The sequence below is a fragment of the Micromonospora sp. NPDC047527 genome (genome assembly GCF_040643015.1).
Lineage (GTDB): Bacteria > Actinomycetota > Actinomycetes > Mycobacteriales > Micromonosporaceae > Micromonospora.
The window spans coordinates 1292675-1311123 of record NZ_JBEYTK010000001.1 but is presented as its reverse complement, the minus strand read 5'-3'; the positions used below and the strand labels follow the sequence as shown (position 1 = coordinate 1311123).

Below are 18449 nucleotides of genomic sequence, written 5' to 3'. Positions count from 1 at the left end.
GCGTGCCCGCCGCCCCGCGTCCGGGTGGTCCCGCCGCTGGGTGCGTCGCTCAGGTCGGGTCGGGTTCGTCGCCGGCGTCGTCGCTCGGCCTGGTCTGGGTGTGGCGGGCCTTCCCGGCGGCCCCGGGCAGCGAGCGGGTGGGATCGAGGAAGACGTAGCGGATCTCCCGGTACCGCTCGGTGAGCCGCCGCTCGGCCTCGTCGGCGGTGGCCTCGATGGCTGCGCCGGTGGCATCGTCGCGGAAGTCGACCTTCGCGGCGACCAGGACGTCGTCCGGGCCGAGCTGCATGGTCAGCAGGGTGTCGATCCGCTCCACCTCGGGCAGGCCGGCCAGGTCGTGCTCGATCTCGCGACGCAGGCGTTCCGGCACCGCCCGGCCGACAAGCAGCGACAGGTTGTTGCTGGCCAGGATGCCGGCGACGGCCAGCAGCAGCACCCCGATCAGGATCGAGGCGATGCCGTCCCACACCTCGTCGCCGGTGGCCTCGGACAGGCCGACCCCGAGCGCGGCCAGCAGCAGCCCGATCAGGGCCGCGCTGTCCTCCAGGAAGACCGCCTTGACGGTGGTGTCGGCGGTCAGCCGCAGGAATCGCCGGGGTGTGGTCCGCCAGCGCCGGGACTCGCGGCGAACCTGCCGCACGGCCCGCGCCAGCGAGATCGACTCGATGACGAACGATACCGCCAGCACGACGTACGAGATCATGTAGTCGCCGCTGTGCTCGTGCACGAGGATGGTGGTGACGCCGTGGGTGACGGCGAAACCGGCGCCGGCCACGAAGGTGAACATCGCGGCGAAGAACGCCCAGACGTAACTTTCCTTGCCGTACCCGAAGGGGTGGCGGGGGTCCGCCGGCCGGGCGCCCCGGCGCAGCGCCTGGAAGAGCAGCACCTCCGTGGTGGTGTCGGCGACCGAGTGCGCCGCCTCGGAGAGCATCGCCGCCGAGCCGGAGATCAGCCCGGCGACCAGCTTCGCGATGGCGATGGCGAGGTTGGCGGCACCGGCGACGACCACCGTGCCGACGCTCTCGCTCTCGGTCTTCATCTCCGCTTGCGCCATGAGGGCCACACTATGGCCGGCGTCGGCGACGCGTCGGATAGACGCAGGGGACACCACCGATCCGAACAAGTGTGCGGCACGCCCCGCGCGGGTGCACGCCCGCGTGGTGTCGGCTGCTAGCGTCTACCCGTGTCGCGGACCCGCACCGAACGCCTGGTCAACCTGGTGATCTGCCTGCTGTCCACACGACGGTTCCTGACCGCCGCGCAGATCGCCGCGACCGTGCCCGGTTACGAGCACGATCCGGACGACGCGCGTGACCACGAGGCCTTCCAGCGCAAATTCGAACGGGACAAGGCCGAGCTGCGTGAGCTGGGTGTCCCGCTGGAGACCGGCACGGCCAGCGTCTTCGACGCCGAGCCCGGCTACCGGATCGCCCACCGCGAGTACGCGCTGCCCGACATCCCCCTCGAGCCGGACGAGGCCGCCGCCGTGGGCATCGCCGCCCGCCTGTGGCAGCACGCCGGGCTGGCGGCCGCCGCGTCGTCCGGGCTGGCCAAGCTGCGCGCCGCCGGGGTGGACGTCGATCCGCAGGCCACCCTGGGTCTGGAGCCGATGGTCACCGTCGACCCGTCCTTCGCGCCGCTGACCACCGCCGCGCGGGACCGCCGCGAGGTCGGGTTCGACTACCGCGTACCCGATCGGGACGCGCCCAGCCGTCGGCGCTTGCAGCCCTGGGGCGTGGTCTGCTGGCGTGGCCGGTGGTATGTGGTCGGCCACGACCTGGACCGCGAGGCCACCCGCTGCTTCCGCCTGTCCCGCGTCGTCGGCGCGGTCCGGGTGACCGGCGCGCCCGGCGCCTACGAGCCGCCGGCCGGTGTCGACCTGATCAGCCACGTGGCGCGCTGGTCGGGCCCGGTGGAGCGCACCGGCCGTGCCACAGTGCTGGCCGCGCCGGGCCGGGCCGCCGGCCTGCGTCGCTGGGCGGTGGAGGTGACCGCCGGTCCGGACGGCGACCGGCTGGTCCTGCCGTACGCCGACCCGGACGGGCTGGCCGGCCAACTCGTCGGGTACGGCCCGGACGTGCGGGTCCTCGACCCGCCGGAGGTCCGCGAGGCGGTCATCCAGCGGCTCAAGGAGATCGCCGCCCGACACGACGAGCTGGCTGTCGCGGGGGGTGCCCGGTGACCCGGCCGGCTGCCCGTGGCGGCTCCCGGGCCTCCGCCGACCGGTTGGCCCGGCTGCTCAACCTGGTGCCCTACCTGCTGGCCCGGCCCGGCATCGAGATCGCCGAGGCGGCCGGTGACCTGGGTGTCACCGAACGCCAGCTCCGTGAGGACCTGGAGCTGCTCTGGGTGTGCGGGCTGCCCGGTTACGGCCCCGGTGACCTGATCGACATGGCCTTCGACGGTGACCGGGTGACCATCACCTACGACGCCGGCATCGACCGGCCGCTGCGGCTCACCCCCGACGAGGCCCTCGCGCTCGTGGTGGCGCTGCGGATGCTCGCCGAGACGCCCGGGGTGGCCAACCGGGACGCCATCGAACGGGCCCTCGCCAAGATCGAGGACGCCGCGGGCGACCTGGTGGGCGCGCCGGTGGCGGTGCGGCTGCCCGGCGACGCCCGGCGCGTCGAGGCTCTGCGTGCCGCCGTGGAGGGCGGCCGCGCGCTGCGGATCACCTACTACACGGCCGCACGGGACGAGACCACCGACCGCGTCATCGACCCGTTGCGGATGCTGATGGTCGGCGGCCGGGCGTACGTGGAGGCGTGGTGCCGGCGTGCCGAGGCGGTCCGGTTGTTCCGCGCCGACCGGATCGACGCGATCGTCGAGCTGGACGAGCCGGCCGCCGTCCCGCCGCAGGCTGTCCCGCACGACCTCAGCGGGGGCGTCTTCCACCCCTCGCCCGACCTGCCGCTGATCACCCTGCGCATCGGGCGGGGCGAGCGGTGGATCACCGAGTACTACCCGTGTGAACAGGTGGAGGCCGGTGACGGCGACCAGTGGCTCGTCTCACTGCGGGTGACCGACCTGGGCTGGGCCCGCCGGTTCGTGCTCGGTCTCGGCCCGGACGCCACGGTGGTCGCCCCGGTCGAGCTGGCCGAGCAGGTCCGGGCGACCACCGCCGCCGCGCTCGACGCGTACGCCGTGCCCGTGACCACCACCACGCCACGGCGGCCGGAGGCCGACCTGGCCACGCCCGAGGCCGGTACGGCGATCCCCGACGCCGCGACGTCCGGCCCGCTCGGCGTGCCGTCGGCCGATCCGGCGACGGCCGGCCGCACCCAGTAGGCTGACCGGCGTGTTGACGTGGATCGTGCTCGCGGTGGTGCTGCTCCCGCTCGTGGTGCTCGCGCTGGCCGTACGACCGGTGCTGACCCGACTGCCCCAGCTGCGTCGCGCCTCGGTGGCGCTGCAGCGTCGGGCCGGCGAGGCCGAGATGCTGCGGGAGACCGCCGAGGCGTTGCAGCAGCGCGCCGAGGGGGTCCAGCAGCAGCTCGACACCGCTCAGCAACGCCTCGCCCTGATCAAGGCCAAGCGCGGCTGATCGACGGGCGTCAGCACCAGGTCGGGGCGACGGTTGACGGATCATCCCGGTTGGTCAAGACTTCACCGACCGGGCCAGGACCACCACCGCCCGGCAGGTGGCAATTGGCTCGTCCGCACGTACGATGGGCTGCGTACCACCCCCGGACACAGAGCGACTGGAGCTTCTCATGGGTGCCCTCAAGCCGTGGCACATCGCGGTTCTCGTGGTTGTGCTGATCCTGCTCTTCGGTGCGAAGCGGCTCCCCGACGCGGCCCGCTCGCTGGGCCGCTCGCTGCGGATCATCAAGGCCGAGACCAAGAGCCTGCAGGACGACGACCGCGACCTCGCCGAGAAGGCCGACGCGCAGGCCAGCTACCAGCCGCTGCCGCCGCACGCCGGTCAGCAGGCACCGTACGCCGGTCAGCCGCAGCAGGCGCCGTACCAGCAGGCGCCGCAGCAGCCGGTCGCCGACCCGGTGCACCGCGTCCGCGACAACTGACCGAGAGGCCCCACCACCGTGGCCTTCGCACTGCGTAAGCGCGGCCCAAAGGCGTTCGAGCGGGCCGCCGACGGCTCGATGACGCTCATCGAGCACGTCCGCGAGCTGCGCGATCGGTTGTTCCGCGCCTCGCTGGCGATCGTCGCCGGCCTGATTCTTGGCTTCTTCCTGGCCCAGCCGGCCTTCGACCTGTTGAAGGAGCCCTACTGCAGCCTGCCGGGCGCGCGGGATGCGCTCGGCAACTGTCATCAGTTCCTTCAGCTGTCACCGGCGGACGGTTTCATCCTGAAGCTGAAGCTGGCGCTGTGGATCGGTCTGATCGCAGGGGCGCCCGTCTGGCTGTACCAGCTCTGGGCGTTCATCGCACCCGGGCTGCACCGAAACGAGCGTAAATGGGCGTACGTCTTCGTCTCGATCGCGGCGCCACTGTTCGCCGGTGGTGCCGTCCTGGCCTACCTCGTGGTCGACAAGGGCCTCGCCTTCCTGTTGGAGGCGGGCGTCACGGGTCTCTCCACCCAGCTGGAAGTCACTCGGTACATTTCGTTCGTCACGAACATGATCCTGTTGTTCGGGGTGGCGTTTGAGTTCCCGCTCATCCTGCTGATGCTCAACTTCACCGGCGTGGCCAGCGCCCGTCGGTTGCTGAGCTGGTGGCGCGCGGTCATCTTCATCTCCTTCGCTTTCGCCGCCATCGCGACCCCGGATCCGGGTCCGTTCGGCATGACCCTGCTGGCGCTCTCCCTGTCACTGCTCTACTTCGTGGCGGTCGGGGTGGCGTTCATCAACGACAAGCGGCGTGGGCGTGGCAAGGAGGTCTACGCCGGCCTCGACGACGACGAGGTGTCGCCGTTGGAGCACGACGCGGATCCGGTCGTGGCCGGGCAGCGGGTCGACGCGACCGCGCCGATCGGCGTCCCCGAGCCGATCGCCAAGCCGGCGCCGATCGAGCGCCGCTACGACGACATGACCTGACGGCCCCGCGCCGATTGGTCTCGCCGACGCCGTCCCCGCCTGCCGGGGGCGGCGTCGCCGCGTCAGCCGCCCACCACCGCCGGCCACGGGGTCGGCCCGGCCGGCCCTCGCGGGGCCTACCGCGGCGCTGGCGGCGGAATTGATCGTGACGTCGCAGGGGTGACCGGCGGGTGTCCGGGCGGTACGGTGCTGCCCGTGACCGCAGACGATCACCTGCCCGGCGCGCTCGCCGATGGTCCCGTCGCCGTGCTCGCCAACCCGACGGCCGGTCGGGGGCGGCACCGCGCGCTGCTGCCCCGGCTGCTGGACGGGTTGGCCGCCGCCGGCCGGCCGGTGCGGCTGCTGTCGGCGTCCGATCCGGGCGAGGCGGAGGCGGCGTGTCGTGCCGCGATCGCGGAGGGGGCCGGCGCGCTGGTCGCGATCGGTGGGGACGGCACAGTGCACCAGGCGCTTCAGGCGGTCGCCGGCACCGGTGTGCCGTTCGGCCCGGTGCCGGCGGGCACCGGTAACGACTTCGCGGTCGACACCGGGTTCCCGGCCGACCCCCTCGCGGCGGTGGCGGTGATGGTCGAGGCGCTGCGCGCCGGGCGGACCCACGCCGTCGACCTGGCCCGGATGATCGACGGCGAGGGCACCGAGCGCTGGTACGGGGCGGTCCTCGCGGCGGGGTTCGACGCGATCGTCAACGAGCGGGCCAACCGGATGCGGTGGCCGCGCGGCCCTCGCCGGTACGACCTGGCGATCCTGGTCGAGTTGGCCCGGCTGCGACCCCGCCGCTACACGCTGCGCCTCGACGGGGTGCCGCACGAGCTGGACGCGGTGCTGGTGGCGGTCGGCAACTGCCCGACGTACGGCGGTGGGATGCGGATCTGCCCGGACGCCGACCCGACCGACGGGCTGCTCGACGTGGTGGTGGCCGGCCGGGCCGACCGGCGAACCCTGGTCCGGGTCAAGCCGCGCATCTACCAGGGCACCCACGTCCACCACCCGCTGGTGACCAGCTACCGGGCCCGCACGGTGGAGGTGGCGGCCGACGGCATCGTCGGGTACGCCGACGGGGAGCGGTCGCTGGCCCTGCCGGTGACGATCAGAGCGGTGCCGGGGGCCGTGCGGCTGCTGCTCTGACCCGTACCGCGCCGATGCTGGCCGCGATGACCAGCACGATGGCGGCGCACTCCAGCAGGGTCAGCTCCTGGCGCAGCACCAGCCAGCCGGCGAGCGTGGCGATGGCCGGGCCGAGGCTCATCAGCACCGCGAAGGTGGCGGTGGGCATCCGGCGCAGCGCCAGCAGTTCCAGCGTGTAGGGCAGCCCGGAGGCGAGCACCGCCAGCGCCGTGCCGAACGCCAGCACGGTCGGGTCGATCAGGGCGGCCCCGCCGTCGACGATCCCCAGGGGGAGGGTGACCAGCGCGGCGAGGGTGAGCGCCAGCGCCAGGCCCTGCGCGCCCGGGAACCGGCCGCCGACCCGGGCGCTGAGCACGATGTACGCGGCCCACATGACGCCCGAGCCGAACGCGAAGGCCACGCCGGCCGGGTTGAGACGGTCGAAGCCGCCCTGCCCGAGCAGTGCCACCCCGGCCAGCGCCAGCCCCGCCCAGCACCAACTGGCCAGCCGGCGGGCGGTGAACACCGACAGCGCCAGCGGGCCGAGCACCTCCAGGGTCACCGCCGGGCCGAGCGGGATCCGTTCGATGGCCTGGTAGAACAGCGAGTTCATGCCGGCCAGCGCCAGCCCGAAGCCACCCACCGCGAGCCAAGCCGACCGGTCGTACCCGCGCAGTCGGGGCCGGCACACGATGAGCAGCAGCACGGCCGAGATCGCCAGCCGCAGGGTCACCGCGCCGGCCACCCCGGTCCGGGGGAAGAGCAGCGCGGCCACGGCGGAGCCGAACTGCACCGACAACGCCCCGCCGAGCACCAGGCCCACGGCAGCGACGCCACCGCGGCGTTCGGGGGGCGCGGCGGCCGGGCTCGGCGCAGGCAGCAGGGTGTCCGTCACGGCACGACGCTAGGCGATCGGCGGCGGCCGTTCTCGGGCGGCTCCCGAGGCTGGCCGCTCGCGCCAACAGGGCCGTACGTGGTCGCCAACCAGGTGCTACCGGCGTACCGTCGCGGGTATGACCAGCGCGATGCGGAAACTGTCGATCTCCGTGCCACCCGACGTGGCCGAGCGCCTGGAGCGCGAGGCCAACGCGAGCGCCTACATCACGCAGGCCGTCCGGGACCGGATGCGTCTGGACGCCCTGGACGCGGAGCTGGCCCATCAGGGCATCCAGATCACCGAGCAGGGCGTGGCCGAGGCGCGTGCCCGTCGTGCCGCCGTGGAGGCCGAGTGGTCGCCGGAGCGCCGGAGTGCTCTGCGGGAGCGGGCACGCCAGCACCTGCTGGACACCGCCGAGCAGCCCGCCGCGTGACCCACGAGGACGACCGGCCCGTCCGGCTGGTGCTGGACCGGTCGGCGTTGCTGGCCTACCTGACCGGGTCGGTGCACGTCGGGGAGCCGCTGCATGAGGTCATCCAGGACCGCAACAGGTTCGGCGTCACCGCCGTGACCGCGGCGGAGACCCTGACGCTCGTCAGCGACCCGAAAGACCGGGCGACCCTGCACCGACTGCTGACCCTTGACGCCTGCGCGGTGCTCTCCACCGAGGGGCACTCCTGGCACGAGCTCAGCTACTGGCGCACGGTGACCGGCCGCGTCGATCTGGCGACCACCGCGCTGGCCGTACTCGAACACGACGCCTCGATCCTGACCGGCGAGGATCGGTACGGCGACGGCGAGCTACCAGTGATCCACATTCCCGGCTGACGGCACAGAAACCCGCGGGTCAGGCCGGCAGGGCCAGGTCCAGCACCGCGCCGAGCCCGTTCTCCCGCCCCGGGTCGGCGGCCGGCAGGACCAGCACCGCGCAGCCGGCGGCCACCGCGCCCGCGTCCGCCGGTGTGTCGCCGACCATCAGGGTCTGCTCCGGGTCGACGCCGAGCATCCCGCAGGCCCGCCAGAAGATCGCCGGGTCGGGCTTGCAGCGCCCCACCTCGTACGACAGCACGAACGCGTCGACGAGATCGGTCAGCCCCCAGGCGTCGAAGTGTGGCCGCAGGTCGAACCCGATGTTGCTGACCACCGCCACCCGCACGCCGGCGTCGCGCAGCGCGGCCAGCGTGGGGGCGGTGTCCGGGTAGGGCAGCCAGCCCTCGGCGATCAGCAGCCGCTCGTAGAGCGCGTCGGCGAAGCCGTCGATGCCCGCGTCGACGGTCTCGGCCAGCCCGGTGTACGCGGCCCGGTGGGCGTGCGCGTAGAGGTCCCGGTCGGCCCACAACTCGGCCAGCCGGGGTGGCACCCGTGCCGGCAGTGGCCCGCCGGCCCGCCCGGCGGTCAGGAGCCGGTCGGCCAGCGAGGTGGCGCGAACCCGGTCCAGGGTGACCCCGCACGCGGCCGCGGCCTCCAGCACCCACTGCCGGGGCTCCTCCACCTGGGCGAGAGTGCCGTGGAAGTCGAAGAGCACCGCCTTGACGGGCCGTCGGGACGCCCGGGGGGCGGCGGCGTCCTCGACACTGCCCGGCGGACTGGTCTGGGGCGATTCGGCGTGGTCCGGCACGCCGTGCACCCTACCGACCGCCGCCGACGGCCCCTCCGGACGGCCTTGTCGGGTGTCGTGTCCCGGCACGCACTAATCTTGGTGCCATGTCGAGCCCCGCCGAGCGCTACGCAGCGACGCGCCACCGGGCCGCGCAGGCCTCACAGTTCCCGGCGCTGGACGAGTTCGCCCTTGACCTGGGGTTCGACCTCGACGACTTCCAGCGGGAGGCGTGTCAGTCGTTGGAGCGGGGCAGCGGAGTGCTGGTCTGCGCTCCCACCGGCGCCGGCAAGACGGTGGTCGGGGAGTTCGCCGTACACCTGGCGTTGCGCGGGCGGCCCGACGACCCGGCGGCGGCCGACGGCGCGGAGACGCCACCGACGCGGCGCAAGTGCTTCTACACGACGCCGATCAAGGCGCTGTCCAACCAGAAGTACCACGACCTGGTCGCCCGGTACGGCGCCGAACAGGTCGGCCTGCTCACCGGTGACAACGCGATCAACGGCGACGCGCCGGTGGTGGTGATGACCACCGAGGTGCTGCGCAACATGCTCTACGCGGGCTCCAGCACCCTGCAGGGGCTGGCCTACGTGGTGATGGACGAGGTGCACTACCTCGCCGACCGGTTCCGCGGTGGCGTGTGGGAAGAGGTGATCATCCACCTGCCCGCCTCGGTGACCCTGGTGTCGCTGTCGGCGACGGTGTCCAACGCCGAGGAGTTCGCCGACTGGTTGGTCACCGTGCGTGGCGAGACCGCCGTGGTGGTCAGCGAGCACCGGCCGGTGCCGCTGTGGCAGCACATGCTGGTCGGCAAGCGGATGTTCGACCTGTTCCACGACGCCGACGCGGCCCGCAAGCACGACGTGCACCCGGAGTTGCTGCGCTACACCCGCGACCAGACGCGCCGTCTGGAGTTGGGGGAGGGGCGCAGCGCCGGGCCGGGCGCCGGTCGGCGTGGCCCGCGTTGGCGCGGCCCGATGCGCCCGGACATCGTCGACCGGCTGGACCGCGAGGGTCTGCTGCCGGCGATCCTGTTCATCTTCAGCCGGGCCGGCTGTGCGGCGGCGGTGCAGCAGTGCCTCGCCGCCGGGCTGCGGCTCACCTCGCCCGACGAGCGGGCGGAGATCCGCCGGGTGGTCGAGTCCCGGGTCACCGCCATCCCCGGCGAGGACCTGACGGTGCTGGGCTACTGGGAGTGGCTCGACGGGTTGGAGCGCGGCCTTGCGGCCCACCACGCCGGCATGCTGCCGGTGTTCAAGGAGATCGTCGAGGAGCTGTTCGTCCGTGGCCTGGTCAAGGCGGTCTTCGCCACCGAGACCCTCGCGCTGGGCATCAACATGCCGGCCCGCTGTGTGGTCCTGGAACGGCTGGTCAAGTACAACGGTGAGGCGCACGTCGACCTGACCCCGGGGGAGTACACGCAGCTCACCGGGCGTGCCGGCCGGCGTGGCATCGACGTCGAGGGGCACGCCGTCGTGGTGTGGTCCCCGGAGACCGATCCGCGGCACGTGGCCGGGCTCGCCTCCACCCGCACCTATCCGCTGCGGTCCAGCTTCCGGCCCTCGTACAACATGGCGGTGAACCTGGTCGGCACCGTCGGCGCGGAGCCGGCCCGGGCGCTGCTGGAGTCGTCGTTCGCCCAGTTCCAGGCGGACCGGTCGGTGGTCGGCCTGGCCCGGCAGGTGCAGCGCAACACCGAGAGCATCGAGGCGTACGGCGCGGAGGCCGCCTGCCACCACGGCGACTTCGACGAGTACTTCGCATTGCGGGTGGCGATCGCCGACCGGGAGAAGGCCATCGCCCGGCAGGGGCAGACCCAGCGCAAGGCCGCCGCCGTGGCCTCGCTGGAGCGGCTGCGGGTCGGCGACGTGATCCGGGTGCCGTCGGGCCGGCGGGCCGGCCTGGCCGTGGTGCTGGACCCGGCGACCGGCGGTTTCGGCGAGCCGCGCCCGCTGGTGCTCACCCAGGATCGCTGGGCGGGGCGCGTGAGCCCCGGCGACTTCACCACCCCGGCCGAGGTGCTGGCCCGCATCCGGGTGCCCAAGCACTTCAACCACCGGTCACCGGCAGCCCGACGCGACCTCGCCGCCGAGGTCAGCGGCACCGGGCTGGACCGGCATGGCGGCCGACGCGGTGGTCGCTCCCGGCAGGCGGCCGGCGAGGACCACCGGATCAGCCAGCTCCGCACCGAGCTGCGTAACCACCCCTGCCACGCCTGCCCCGAGCGGGAGGAGCACGCCCGCTGGGCGGAGCGCCGCCGACGGCTGGAGCGCGACACCGAGGAGCTGCGCGAGCGGGTGTCCGGGCGTACCGGGTCGCTCGCGCGGACGTTCGACCGGATCGTGGCGCTGCTGACCGAGCGCGGTTACCTCGCCCGCGACGGCGCGGTCACCGACGCGGGTCGGATGCTCGGCCGGATCTGGACCGAGGCGGACCTGCTGGTCGCCGAGTGCCTGCGCCGAGGCGTGTGGAACGGGCTGTCGCCGGCCGAGTTGGCCGCCGCGGTGTCCGTGGTGGTCTTCGAGGCGCGCCGCGACGTCGACGAGCGGGCGTCGCTGCCGCGCGGCCCGGTGGCCGACGCGGTGGACGAGACGCTGAAGCTGTGGGGCGAGATCGAGGCCGACGAGGCGGCGCGCGGTCTGACCGCGACCCGGGAGCCGGATCTCGGCTTCGCCTGGCCGGTCTACCGGTGGGCGCGGGGCGAGGCGCTGGCCAAGGTGCTCGGCAGCGGGCACGAGATCGACGGTGAGATGCCGGCCGGCGACTTCGTCCGGTGGGCGCGGCAGGTCGTCGACCTGCTCGGTCAACTTGCCGACTCTGGCGGCGCGGCGCCGGAGCTGCGCTCCACCGCCCGGCAGGCGATAGCGGCCATCAACCGGGGCGTTCTGGCGTACCACACCTCAGCCTGACGATCACTTTCGGTCAACACTGCTACTGAATCGACGCAGCGGAGGGTCACCACAACAGCACCCCCCGGATCGCCCGGGGGCTGCTGTTGCGCCTGCTCACAGCACACCTGATCATTGCCCGAGCGCCGTGCGTACGCGCTGGTAACGAGTGGGGAGCAGACCGCCATGGCGGAGATCAATCATTTTGAGTACGGGTGGATCACACCCGCGTTGAGTTACGCGCTGTCCGTCCTCGGGTCGATCCTCGGACTCGTGTGCGCCGGCCGCATCCGTACGGCCCGCACCAGCGGGCAGCGCGCCTGGTGGGGCCTTCTGGCCGCCTGGGCACTCGGCGGCACCGCGATCTGGGCGATGCACTTCATGGCCATGCTCGGCTTCGCCGTCGCAGGCACCCGCATCCGGTACGACGTGCCCCTCACCGCCGCCAGCACCGCGGTCGCCGTGGTGGCGGTCGGCATCGGCCTGGCCATCGTGGGCACCGGCCGGCTGAACCCGGCACGGCTGATCGCCGGCGGTGTCTTCACCGGCGCCGGTGTCGCGGCCATGCACTACATGGGCATGGCGGCCATGCACCTCAACGGCAGCCTGCGCTACGACGCCATCCGGGTCGTGCTCTCGGTGGTCATCGCGATCGTCGCGGCCACTGTCGCGCTCTGGCTCGCCATGACCGTCCGGCGCGGCCTGGTGATCTTCGCCTCCGCCCTGGTCATGGGCATCGCCGTGAACGGGATGCACTTCACCGGCATGAGTGCCCTCTCGGTGCACCTGCACGAGCGCCAGGGCGGCGTGGCCGGCACCGGGGTGAGCGCGCTGCTGGTGCCGATCATCCTGGCGGTGGTCTTCGGAGTGGTCGGTCTGCTCTACGCCCTGCTGGCCGCGCCCACCGACGACGACCGGGCCGCAACGGCGTACCTGGAGGCACGCCGGATTCCGGAGCAGCTGGCGACGCCGGTGGCCGCGCCGGACCCGGTCGGGCTGCGCGCCCGCACCACCCTCGGCCAGCCCGGCACCCCGTTCCCGTCGCGCCGGGACAACCCGCCCCGCTGACTCGACAGTCAGCTCACCAGGCCCGTCCGGTAGGCGTAGACGACCGCCTGCACCCGGTCGCGCAGGTCGAGCTTGGTGAGGATGCGCGACACGTGGGTCTTCACGGTCTCCTGGCTGATCACCAGTCGGGCGGCGATCTCGCCGTTGGACAGGCCGGTGGCGACCAGGCGCAGCACCTCCAGCTCACGCGGGGTCAGGCCGACGTCGTCCACGGCGCCCCCGGCCGGCCGGATCCGCTCCGCGTACCTGCCCACGAGTTGCCGGGTCACCTCGGGCGCCAGCAGCGAGGCGCCGGACGCGACGGTGCGGATGCCGTGCAGCAGTTGCGCCGGAGGGGCGTCCTTGAGCAGGAAGCCGCTCGCTCCGGCGCGCAGCGCCTCGTACACGTACTCGTCCAGGTTGAACGTCGTCACCACGAGCACCTTGACGGGATCGGCAACCCCGGGGCCGGCCAGCAGCCGGGTCGCCCCGATGCCGTCGAGGATCGGCATCCGTACGTCCATGACGACCACGTCCGGGCGCAGCCGGCGGGCGAGGTCGACAGCGTCGCGCCCGTTGCCGCACTCGCCCACCACGTCGATGTCGGGCTGGGCGTCGATGATCGTGGCGAAGCCGGTGCGGATCAGCTCCTGGTCGTCGCAGACAAGCACCCGGATAGACGCGGTCACGACGGGCTCCCGGTGGGGATGCGGGCCCGCACGACGAAACCGCCGCCCGCCTGCCGTTCCGCGCTGAACTCGCCACCGAGCACGTCGACCCGTTCGCGTAGCCCCGCGAGGCCGCGCCCGCTCCCACCGGGTGTCGCGGCGGGCGAGCCCGATCCGTCAGTGCTGACGTTCACCGAGGTGTCCCTTTCGCCGTGCCGTACGTGGACGATGGTGCGGCTGCCCTGGGCGTGTTTGAGGGCGTTCGTCAGCGCCTCCTGCACGACCCGGTAGGCGACGACCTCGGCGCCGCCGGTCACCCCCGCGGGGCTGCCCTCCTCGGTGAACTCCACCGGCTGCCCGGCCCGGCGGGTCTGCTCCACGAGGGCGCGCAGGTCGCCGACGGCCGGCGTACGAGGGTCGGTGCCGTGGTCGGGGTTGAGCAGGTCGAGCAGATGCCGCAGGTCGGTGATGGCCCGCCGGCCGGTGTCGGTGATGGCGGTCAGGGTCGTGTCGAGGCGCTCGGGGGCGGCGGTCAGGTAGCGCGCCGCCTCCGCCTGCACGACCATCGCCGTCACGTGGTGGGTCACGACGTCGTGCAGTTCACGGGCGATGAGGGTGCGTTCGGCGTTGCGGGCGGAAACGGCTACGTGGTGACGGCGTTCGGCCTCGGCCGCCCGGGACTGCCGCAGCCACGCCCCGACGCCCCACGCGAAGGCCAGCATCAGGTAGAACGTGCCGAACCCGAGCAGGCCCTCGGTCGCCCCCTGCCGGTGCAGGGCGACGGCCAGCGACAGGTACGCGGCGGAGGCCAGGACCACGGCGGTGCGCCTGTGGTGGTCGAGGTGGGCCGCCGCGCTCACCAGCGCGATGGCCAGCCCGGCACCCGCCACCGTGTGGTAGGCCCGGAGCTGGTCGAGCGCGAAACCGAGGGCCACCAGGGTGAGGCAGAGCGCCGGCCAGCGTCGACGGACGGCGAGCGGCAGGCACTGGAGGAGGATCGCCACGGCGGTCAGCGCGTCGAAGGGACGCGCCGGCAGGTCGCCGAGCTGCGTCCCGCGGTCCTGCAACGCCGGCACCACCGACGCGGCGGCGAGCAGCAGTGCCACCGGGAGATCCCGGACCGTGACGGCGTACTGCCGCCACCGGTCCAGGAACGTCCGACGGTCGATCATGCGCTGACTGTAACCGTCGCCGGGGCGACGGCCGCGCGGCGGCGACGCGGGACGATGGTGCCGCGGCGGTGAGCCATCCACATGAACCCCGCGGTCATCAGCACGCCCGCCGTGACCGCGAACACGCTTGCCTCGGGGCCGAAGTTACCCCCGGTGAGCAGCGCCGGGCCCGACATCGCAGTCTCCAGCAAGCCCTTCGACTGCTCGTTGCCCGAAACCACGGAGCTGAAAATGCCGCCCGCGGCGATGTTCCAGCCGAAGTGCAGGCCGATCGGCAGCCACAGGTTGCGGGTGGCGGCGTAGGCGGCGGCGAACATGAACCCGGCCTCGATCGTGATCGCGGTCGCGCCCCACAGGCTGGCATCCGGGTTGGTCAGGTGCATCATGCCGAACGCCACGCCGGTGAGGAGCAGGGCGATCCAGGTGCCGGCGCGTTCCTCGATGATGCGGAACAGGACGCCGCGGAAGAGCACCTCCTCGGTCACGGCGGCGGCGGCCATGAACCCGACCAGCCCCATCGCGCCCGTCGCCGAACCGAAGCCGTTGATGTGGTACTCGGCGAAGAGCGCGATGTTGACGAGTACGGCCACGAACATCCCGACCCCGAGCACCGTTCCCAGGCCGGTCTGCGAGACGGCTCCGGCCCTCGCCAGTTCGGTGACCGCGCGACGTTCGGTACGCCGTACGACCCAGATGTAGACGAGGATGGAGAGCACGGACGTCAACACACCGAGTGGCAGGGTGAGCCAGTCGTTGCCCTGCACGGCGACGATGGCCTGGCCGCCGGCGAAGGCGACCGCCGCGACGGCCACGAGTTGCTTTACGAAACGCATTGGAGTCCTTCCCAAGGCCGTTGCACGGGCGCAGCGGCTTGGGTCGAACGCTATTTTTTCGCCTGCCGGAAATCGTCACCGCTCGGAGCGCACCTGCGGTAGCTCGCACGGGGGACAAGCCAGGTGCCGAGCGGGCCGCCGGGGCGCGTGCGCGCACCCCCACGGCCCGTCGGTTCTCGTCGGTCGTCAGCCGTTGTTGTCGATCAGGCTGGCGATCTCGTTGTAGATGAGGTGTGCCTTCGCGCCCTGGTTGGACGGGCAGCCGCCGAGGTGGTGCAGGGCGATCACCCGGTGGCTGGCGTTGAGCACCGGCGAGCCCGAGTTGCCGCCGGAGGTGTCACAGCTGTAGCTGATGTTCCAGGTGTTGTAGTTGGCGTTCTTGACGGTGCACGTCGCGCCGCCCTGGGTGTCCTCGTAGATCGACAGTCGTTTCGGGCTGCCGTCGCCGTGGCCGGGGACGTACATCCGGGTGCCGGTGGTGGTGGCGCTCGTCGCCAGGTAGAGCGTGCCGAAGGTCTGGATGCTGGCGAAGTTGTTCACCGAGTACAGGGCGTAGTCCAACTGGTTCGAGCCGCCGCTGCTCACCTTGTAGAGGGTGGCGCCGCTGACCTTGGTGCCGGCGCCCGGGTTCGCGCCGCCGCAGGTGGCGCACTGGTAGTTGAACTGCATCTCGCTGCCGCTCACGGCGGCCTGGGTCGAGAAGCAGTGCTTGTTGGTCAACATCCGGTTGGTGTTGCCGACCCGCCAGGTGGTGCACATCCCGCCGCCGCTGATCAGCAGGCGTGCCACCGCCCGGCCACGGGCGAACTCGGTGGGGTGGCTGCTCTGGTAACAGACCGCGTCGCGCCGGGCGTCGGTGCTGCACACCGACTGGGTGGAGAAGTTGTGCTGGCTGATCTCCGTGGGGTCGTAGCCGCGCCAGAACCGGTCGATCGTCGCCGCGGTGCCGCGCGAGGGGCCGTTGCGGTGCAGCGTCACGACCGCGGTGTCGCCGTCCACCGACATCGCCCAGAATCCCGGCTGCCCGTCAGTGGTGTAGGGCGACCCGCTCGACGTGCTCAGGTTCCGGTCGTACCGGTAGCTCTCCCGTCCGTCCGGGCTGGACACGGTGACGTAGTCGCCGGGGCCCAGACGCAGCGCGCTGAAGTGCACCTTGATGTACGTCGCGCCGGGGTGCCGGATGACCTGTGTCCGGTCGTCGCGTGCGTCGGAGAGGGCGCCGGAGACGATGCGGAGTTCGCCGACGGTGGTGACACCCTCGGCCGAGAACTGGCTCGACTCGGGTGCCCGCTCGGATTGTGGCGCGAGAGGTCGGACGGGCGTCTCTGCGGCGGCGGGTAGCGGCAGCAGGGTGAACCCGAGCGCGCAGGCGCCGACTGTGACGGCGACCGCTCGCAGGCGGCGTAGAGCGTGTTTCATCGTTGCTCCTCCCCAGGAAACAGCACCCGGTGGTGCTGCAGTCTTCCTACACGAGGCGGCGCAAGACATGCAAGAGCATCGATATTTAAGGGTAGTGATCGGTGCGCGACGCGCGGGCGATCGGTGTTGAATGATCGCGAACGGTCCTCGGGCGACCAGCGCGCGGCAGCCCGGACACAGAGGAGATGGCGATGAACTTCCAGCGTCTCGGCCCGACCGGCCGGGAGATCCCGGTGCTCCAGCACGACGGCAGGACCTTCGACCTGCGGCCGCTCACGGCCGACCTGGACGGTGCGTTCTGGGCGTCGGAGGGGATCGCGCGTACCCGTGCCGCGCTCGGTCGCGGCGATCTGGCCGAGCTGCCTGACGCCGCCGCGTTGCGCGTGGGCGCGCCCCTCGCCCGGCCCAACAAGATCGTCTGCATCGGGCTCAACTACCGCGACCACGCGGCGGAGACCGGTGCGGCGCTCCCCGCCGAGCCGGTGGTCTTCATGAAGGACCCGATGACCATGGTCGGGCCGTTCGACGACGTGTACGTCCCACGGGGCTCCACCCGCACCGACTGGGAGGTCGAACTCGCCGTCGTCGTCGGCACGACCATCCGGTACGCCGACTCGCCGGAGCAGGCCATGCGGCACGTCGCCGGGTACGCGCTGTCACACGACGTCTCCGAGCGCGAGTTCCAGCTCGACCGGGGAGGCCAGTGGGACAAGGGCAAGAGCTGCGAGACGTTCAACCCGCTGGGGCCGAGCCTCGTCCCGGCCGACGAGATCGACGACCCGCAGGCGCTCACGCTGCGGCTGTGGGTCAACGGGGTCCTGCGCCAGGACGGGTCGACCAGCGACATGATCTTCCCGGTCGCGCACGTCGTCTGGTACCTCAGCCAGTTCATGGTCCTGTACCCCGGCGATGTGATCAACACGGGGACTCCGGCCGGGGTGGCGCTCGGGCTTCCGGACCACCCCTACCTGCGCCCCGGTGACGTCGTGGAGCTGGAGATCGCCGGCCTGGGCCGTGCCCGGCAGACGATGGTGGCGGCATGACCGCCGAGTTCGCCGGGCTGACCGCGATCGTCACCGGTGGCGCGTCCGGCATCGGTCTCGCCACCGCCCGGCAACTGTGGGCCAGGGGTGCCCGCGTGGCGGTCCTGGACCTCGACCCGAGCGGCCTCGACGAGGGTATCGCCGGCTACACCGCCGACGTCGCCAGCCGCCCGTCGGTCCACGAGGCGGTGTCCGCGGCTGCCGACGCCCTCGGCAGCATCGACGTGGTCGTCAACAACGCCGGGGTCGGGGCGACCGGGACCGTCGCCGACAACACCGACGACGAGTGGCACCGGGTCCTCGACGTCAACGTGGTCGGCATGGCCCGGGTGGTCAGCGCCGCCCTGCCGTGGCTGCGCCGGTCCGACCACGCGTCGGTCGTCAACACCTCGTCCATCGCCGCGCTCAACGGCCTGCCGAACCGGGCGCTCTACTCGGCCAGCAAGGGCGCCGTGCTGTCACTGACCCTCGCCATGGCCACCGACCACGTCCGCGAGGGCATCCGGGTCAACTGCGTGTGCCCCGGCACGGCCGACACACCGTGGGTCGGGCGCCTGTTGGAGGAGGCCGACGACCCGGCCGCCGAGCGGGTGGCGCTGCGGGCACGCCAACCCATCGGACGGCTGGTGACACCCGAGGAGGTCGCGAACGCGATCCTCTACCTGGCGTCGCCCCGATCGGGATCCACCACCGGCACCGTGCTGGACGTCGACGGCGGTGTCACCCACCTGCGCGTCCGGCCATGACTGGCGCACCCTGCCCCCTGCCGTCGGCGGCGGTGTCGCAGAATGGGCCGACAGG

General features: G+C 72.6%; 19 protein-coding genes. 12 read left to right on the top strand and 7 right to left on the bottom strand.

The genetic code is table 11. The annotated features are described in order from the left end of the window. Positions 1-49 precede the first annotated feature (49 nt). Entirely contained in the window at positions 50-1057 is a 1008-nt protein-coding gene (locus ABZ808_RS05730; RefSeq protein ID WP_357001396.1) for a cation diffusion facilitator family transporter, read from the bottom strand. Between the two features lie 129 nt (positions 1058-1186). On the opposite strand from ABZ808_RS05730, the gene ABZ808_RS05725 reads away from it, so the two are divergent. The 6 genes from ABZ808_RS05725 to ABZ808_RS05700 all read left to right on the top strand — a co-directional run bounded on the left by ABZ808_RS05725 (position 1187) and on the right by ABZ808_RS05700 (position 6125). Next, positions 1187-2185: a WYL domain-containing protein gene (locus ABZ808_RS05725; RefSeq protein WP_357001393.1), complete on the top strand. Its 999-nt coding sequence runs from the start codon at positions 1187-1189 to the stop codon at positions 2183-2185. Next, positions 2182-3291, top strand: a complete 1110-nt coding sequence (locus tag ABZ808_RS05720) for a YafY family protein (protein WP_357001390.1) — start codon at positions 2182-2184, stop codon at positions 3289-3291. The genes ABZ808_RS05725 and ABZ808_RS05720 overlap by 4 nt, the downstream gene beginning before the upstream one ends. 10 nt (positions 3292-3301) lie before the next feature. After that, positions 3302-3547, top strand: a complete 246-nt coding sequence (locus tag ABZ808_RS05715) for a hypothetical protein (protein WP_357001387.1) — start codon at positions 3302-3304, stop codon at positions 3545-3547. 169 nt (positions 3548-3716) lie between these two features. Continuing rightward, entirely contained in the window at positions 3717-4028 is a 312-nt protein-coding gene (gene tatA, locus ABZ808_RS05710) for a Sec-independent protein translocase subunit TatA (protein ID WP_357001384.1), read from the top strand. An 18-nt stretch (positions 4029-4046) separates the two neighbouring features. Continuing rightward, entirely contained in the window at positions 4047-5000 is a 954-nt protein-coding gene (gene tatC / locus ABZ808_RS05705) for a twin-arginine translocase subunit TatC (RefSeq protein ID WP_357001381.1), read from the top strand. A 186-nt stretch (positions 5001-5186) separates the two neighbouring features. Further along, positions 5187-6125: a diacylglycerol kinase family protein gene (locus tag ABZ808_RS05700; protein WP_357001379.1), complete on the top strand. Its 939-nt coding sequence runs from the start codon at positions 5187-5189 to the stop codon at positions 6123-6125. Here ABZ808_RS05700 and ABZ808_RS05695 read toward each other — a convergent pair. Beyond that, positions 6088-6999, bottom strand: a complete 912-nt coding sequence (locus tag ABZ808_RS05695; protein WP_357001376.1) for an EamA family transporter — start codon at positions 6997-6999, stop codon at positions 6088-6090. The genes ABZ808_RS05700 and ABZ808_RS05695 overlap by 38 nt on opposite strands. Positions 7000-7117: 118 nt before the next feature. On the opposite strand from ABZ808_RS05695, the gene ABZ808_RS05690 reads away from it, so the two are divergent. Further along, on the top strand, positions 7118-7414 hold the full coding sequence (locus ABZ808_RS05690) for a hypothetical protein (RefSeq protein ID WP_357001374.1): 297 nt from the start codon (positions 7118-7120) through the stop codon (positions 7412-7414). Then, entirely contained in the window at positions 7411-7809 is a 399-nt protein-coding gene (locus ABZ808_RS05685; protein ID WP_357001372.1) for a hypothetical protein, read from the top strand. The genes ABZ808_RS05690 and ABZ808_RS05685 overlap by 4 nt, the downstream gene beginning before the upstream one ends. A 19-nt stretch (positions 7810-7828) precedes the next feature. On the opposite strand, the gene ABZ808_RS05680 is transcribed toward ABZ808_RS05685, so the two are convergent. Beyond that, positions 7829-8608 carry an HAD-IA family hydrolase gene (locus tag ABZ808_RS05680; RefSeq protein ID WP_357002774.1) on the bottom strand — a complete coding sequence of 260 codons (780 nt, stop codon included), beginning with the start codon at positions 8606-8608 and terminating at the stop codon, positions 7829-7831. A 77-nt stretch (positions 8609-8685) separates the two neighbouring features. On the opposite strand from ABZ808_RS05680, the gene ABZ808_RS05675 reads away from it, so the two are divergent. Together ABZ808_RS05675 and ABZ808_RS05670 are read left to right on the top strand one after the other, a co-directional pair. Continuing rightward, complete coding sequence (locus ABZ808_RS05675) at positions 8686-11487, top strand: DEAD/DEAH box helicase (protein WP_357001369.1); 2802 nt, start codon at positions 8686-8688, stop codon at positions 11485-11487. Between the two features lie 165 nt (positions 11488-11652). Beyond that, positions 11653-12534, top strand: coding sequence for an MHYT domain-containing protein (locus ABZ808_RS05670; protein ID WP_357002772.1), 882 nt, complete (start codon positions 11653-11655; stop codon positions 12532-12534). An 8-nt stretch (positions 12535-12542) separates the two neighbouring features. Here the strand turns inward: ABZ808_RS05670 and ABZ808_RS05665 are convergent, their stop codons facing one another. The 4 genes from ABZ808_RS05665 to ABZ808_RS05650 form a co-directional block, all read right to left on the bottom strand. After that, entirely contained in the window at positions 12543-13202 is a 660-nt protein-coding gene (locus ABZ808_RS05665) for a response regulator transcription factor (RefSeq protein WP_357001366.1), read from the bottom strand. After that, entirely contained in the window at positions 13199-14353 is a 1155-nt protein-coding gene (locus ABZ808_RS05660) for a histidine kinase (RefSeq protein WP_357001364.1), read from the bottom strand. The genes ABZ808_RS05665 and ABZ808_RS05660 overlap by 4 nt, the downstream gene beginning before the upstream one ends. Beyond that, a complete protein-coding gene (locus ABZ808_RS05655) occupies positions 14350-15186 on the bottom strand; it encodes a CPBP family intramembrane glutamic endopeptidase (protein ID WP_357001361.1) in 837 nt (278 codons plus the stop codon). The genes ABZ808_RS05660 and ABZ808_RS05655 overlap by 4 nt, the downstream gene beginning before the upstream one ends. Positions 15187-15372: 186 nt before the next feature. Next, entirely contained in the window at positions 15373-16605 is a 1233-nt protein-coding gene (locus tag ABZ808_RS05650) for a serine protease (protein WP_357001359.1), read from the bottom strand. 191 nt (positions 16606-16796) lie between these two features. Between ABZ808_RS05650 and ABZ808_RS05645 the strand changes: the two genes are divergently transcribed. Both ABZ808_RS05645 and ABZ808_RS05640 read left to right on the top strand, forming a co-directional pair. Continuing rightward, entirely contained in the window at positions 16797-17648 is an 852-nt protein-coding gene (locus tag ABZ808_RS05645) for a fumarylacetoacetate hydrolase family protein (RefSeq protein ID WP_357001357.1), read from the top strand. Further along, on the top strand, positions 17645-18394 hold the full coding sequence (locus tag ABZ808_RS05640; protein ID WP_357001354.1) for an SDR family oxidoreductase: 750 nt from the start codon (positions 17645-17647) through the stop codon (positions 18392-18394). The genes ABZ808_RS05645 and ABZ808_RS05640 overlap by 4 nt, the downstream gene beginning before the upstream one ends. Positions 18395-18449 lie beyond the last annotated feature (55 nt).

What these genes read in the sequence shown, in the direction of transcription:
- ABZ808_RS05670 (WP_357002772.1), top strand. Translation starts at nt 11,653, where the DNA reads ATGGCGGAGATCAATCATTTTGAGTACGGGTGGATCACACCCGCGTTG.
- tatA (WP_357001384.1), top strand. Translation starts at nt 3,717, where the DNA reads ATGGGTGCCCTCAAGCCGTGGCACATCGCGGTTCTCGTGGTTGTGCTG.
- ABZ808_RS05730 (WP_357001396.1), bottom strand. Translation starts at nt 1,057, where the DNA reads ATGGCGCAAGCGGAGATGAAGACCGAGAGCGAGAGCGTCGGCACGGTG.
- ABZ808_RS05650 (WP_357001359.1), bottom strand. Translation starts at nt 16,605, where the DNA reads ATGAAACACGCTCTACGCCGCCTGCGAGCGGTCGCCGTCACAGTCGGC.
- ABZ808_RS05640 (WP_357001354.1), top strand. Translation starts at nt 17,645, where the DNA reads ATGACCGCCGAGTTCGCCGGGCTGACCGCGATCGTCACCGGTGGCGCG.
- ABZ808_RS05675 (WP_357001369.1), top strand. Translation starts at nt 8,686, where the DNA reads ATGTCGAGCCCCGCCGAGCGCTACGCAGCGACGCGCCACCGGGCCGCG.
- ABZ808_RS05655 (WP_357001361.1), bottom strand. Translation starts at nt 15,186, where the DNA reads ATGCGTTTCGTAAAGCAACTCGTGGCCGTCGCGGCGGTCGCCTTCGCC.
- ABZ808_RS05645 (WP_357001357.1), top strand. Translation starts at nt 16,797, where the DNA reads ATGAACTTCCAGCGTCTCGGCCCGACCGGCCGGGAGATCCCGGTGCTC.
- ABZ808_RS05690 (WP_357001374.1), top strand. Translation starts at nt 7,118, where the DNA reads ATGACCAGCGCGATGCGGAAACTGTCGATCTCCGTGCCACCCGACGTG.
- ABZ808_RS05660 (WP_357001364.1), bottom strand. Translation starts at nt 14,353, where the DNA reads ATGATCGACCGTCGGACGTTCCTGGACCGGTGGCGGCAGTACGCCGTC.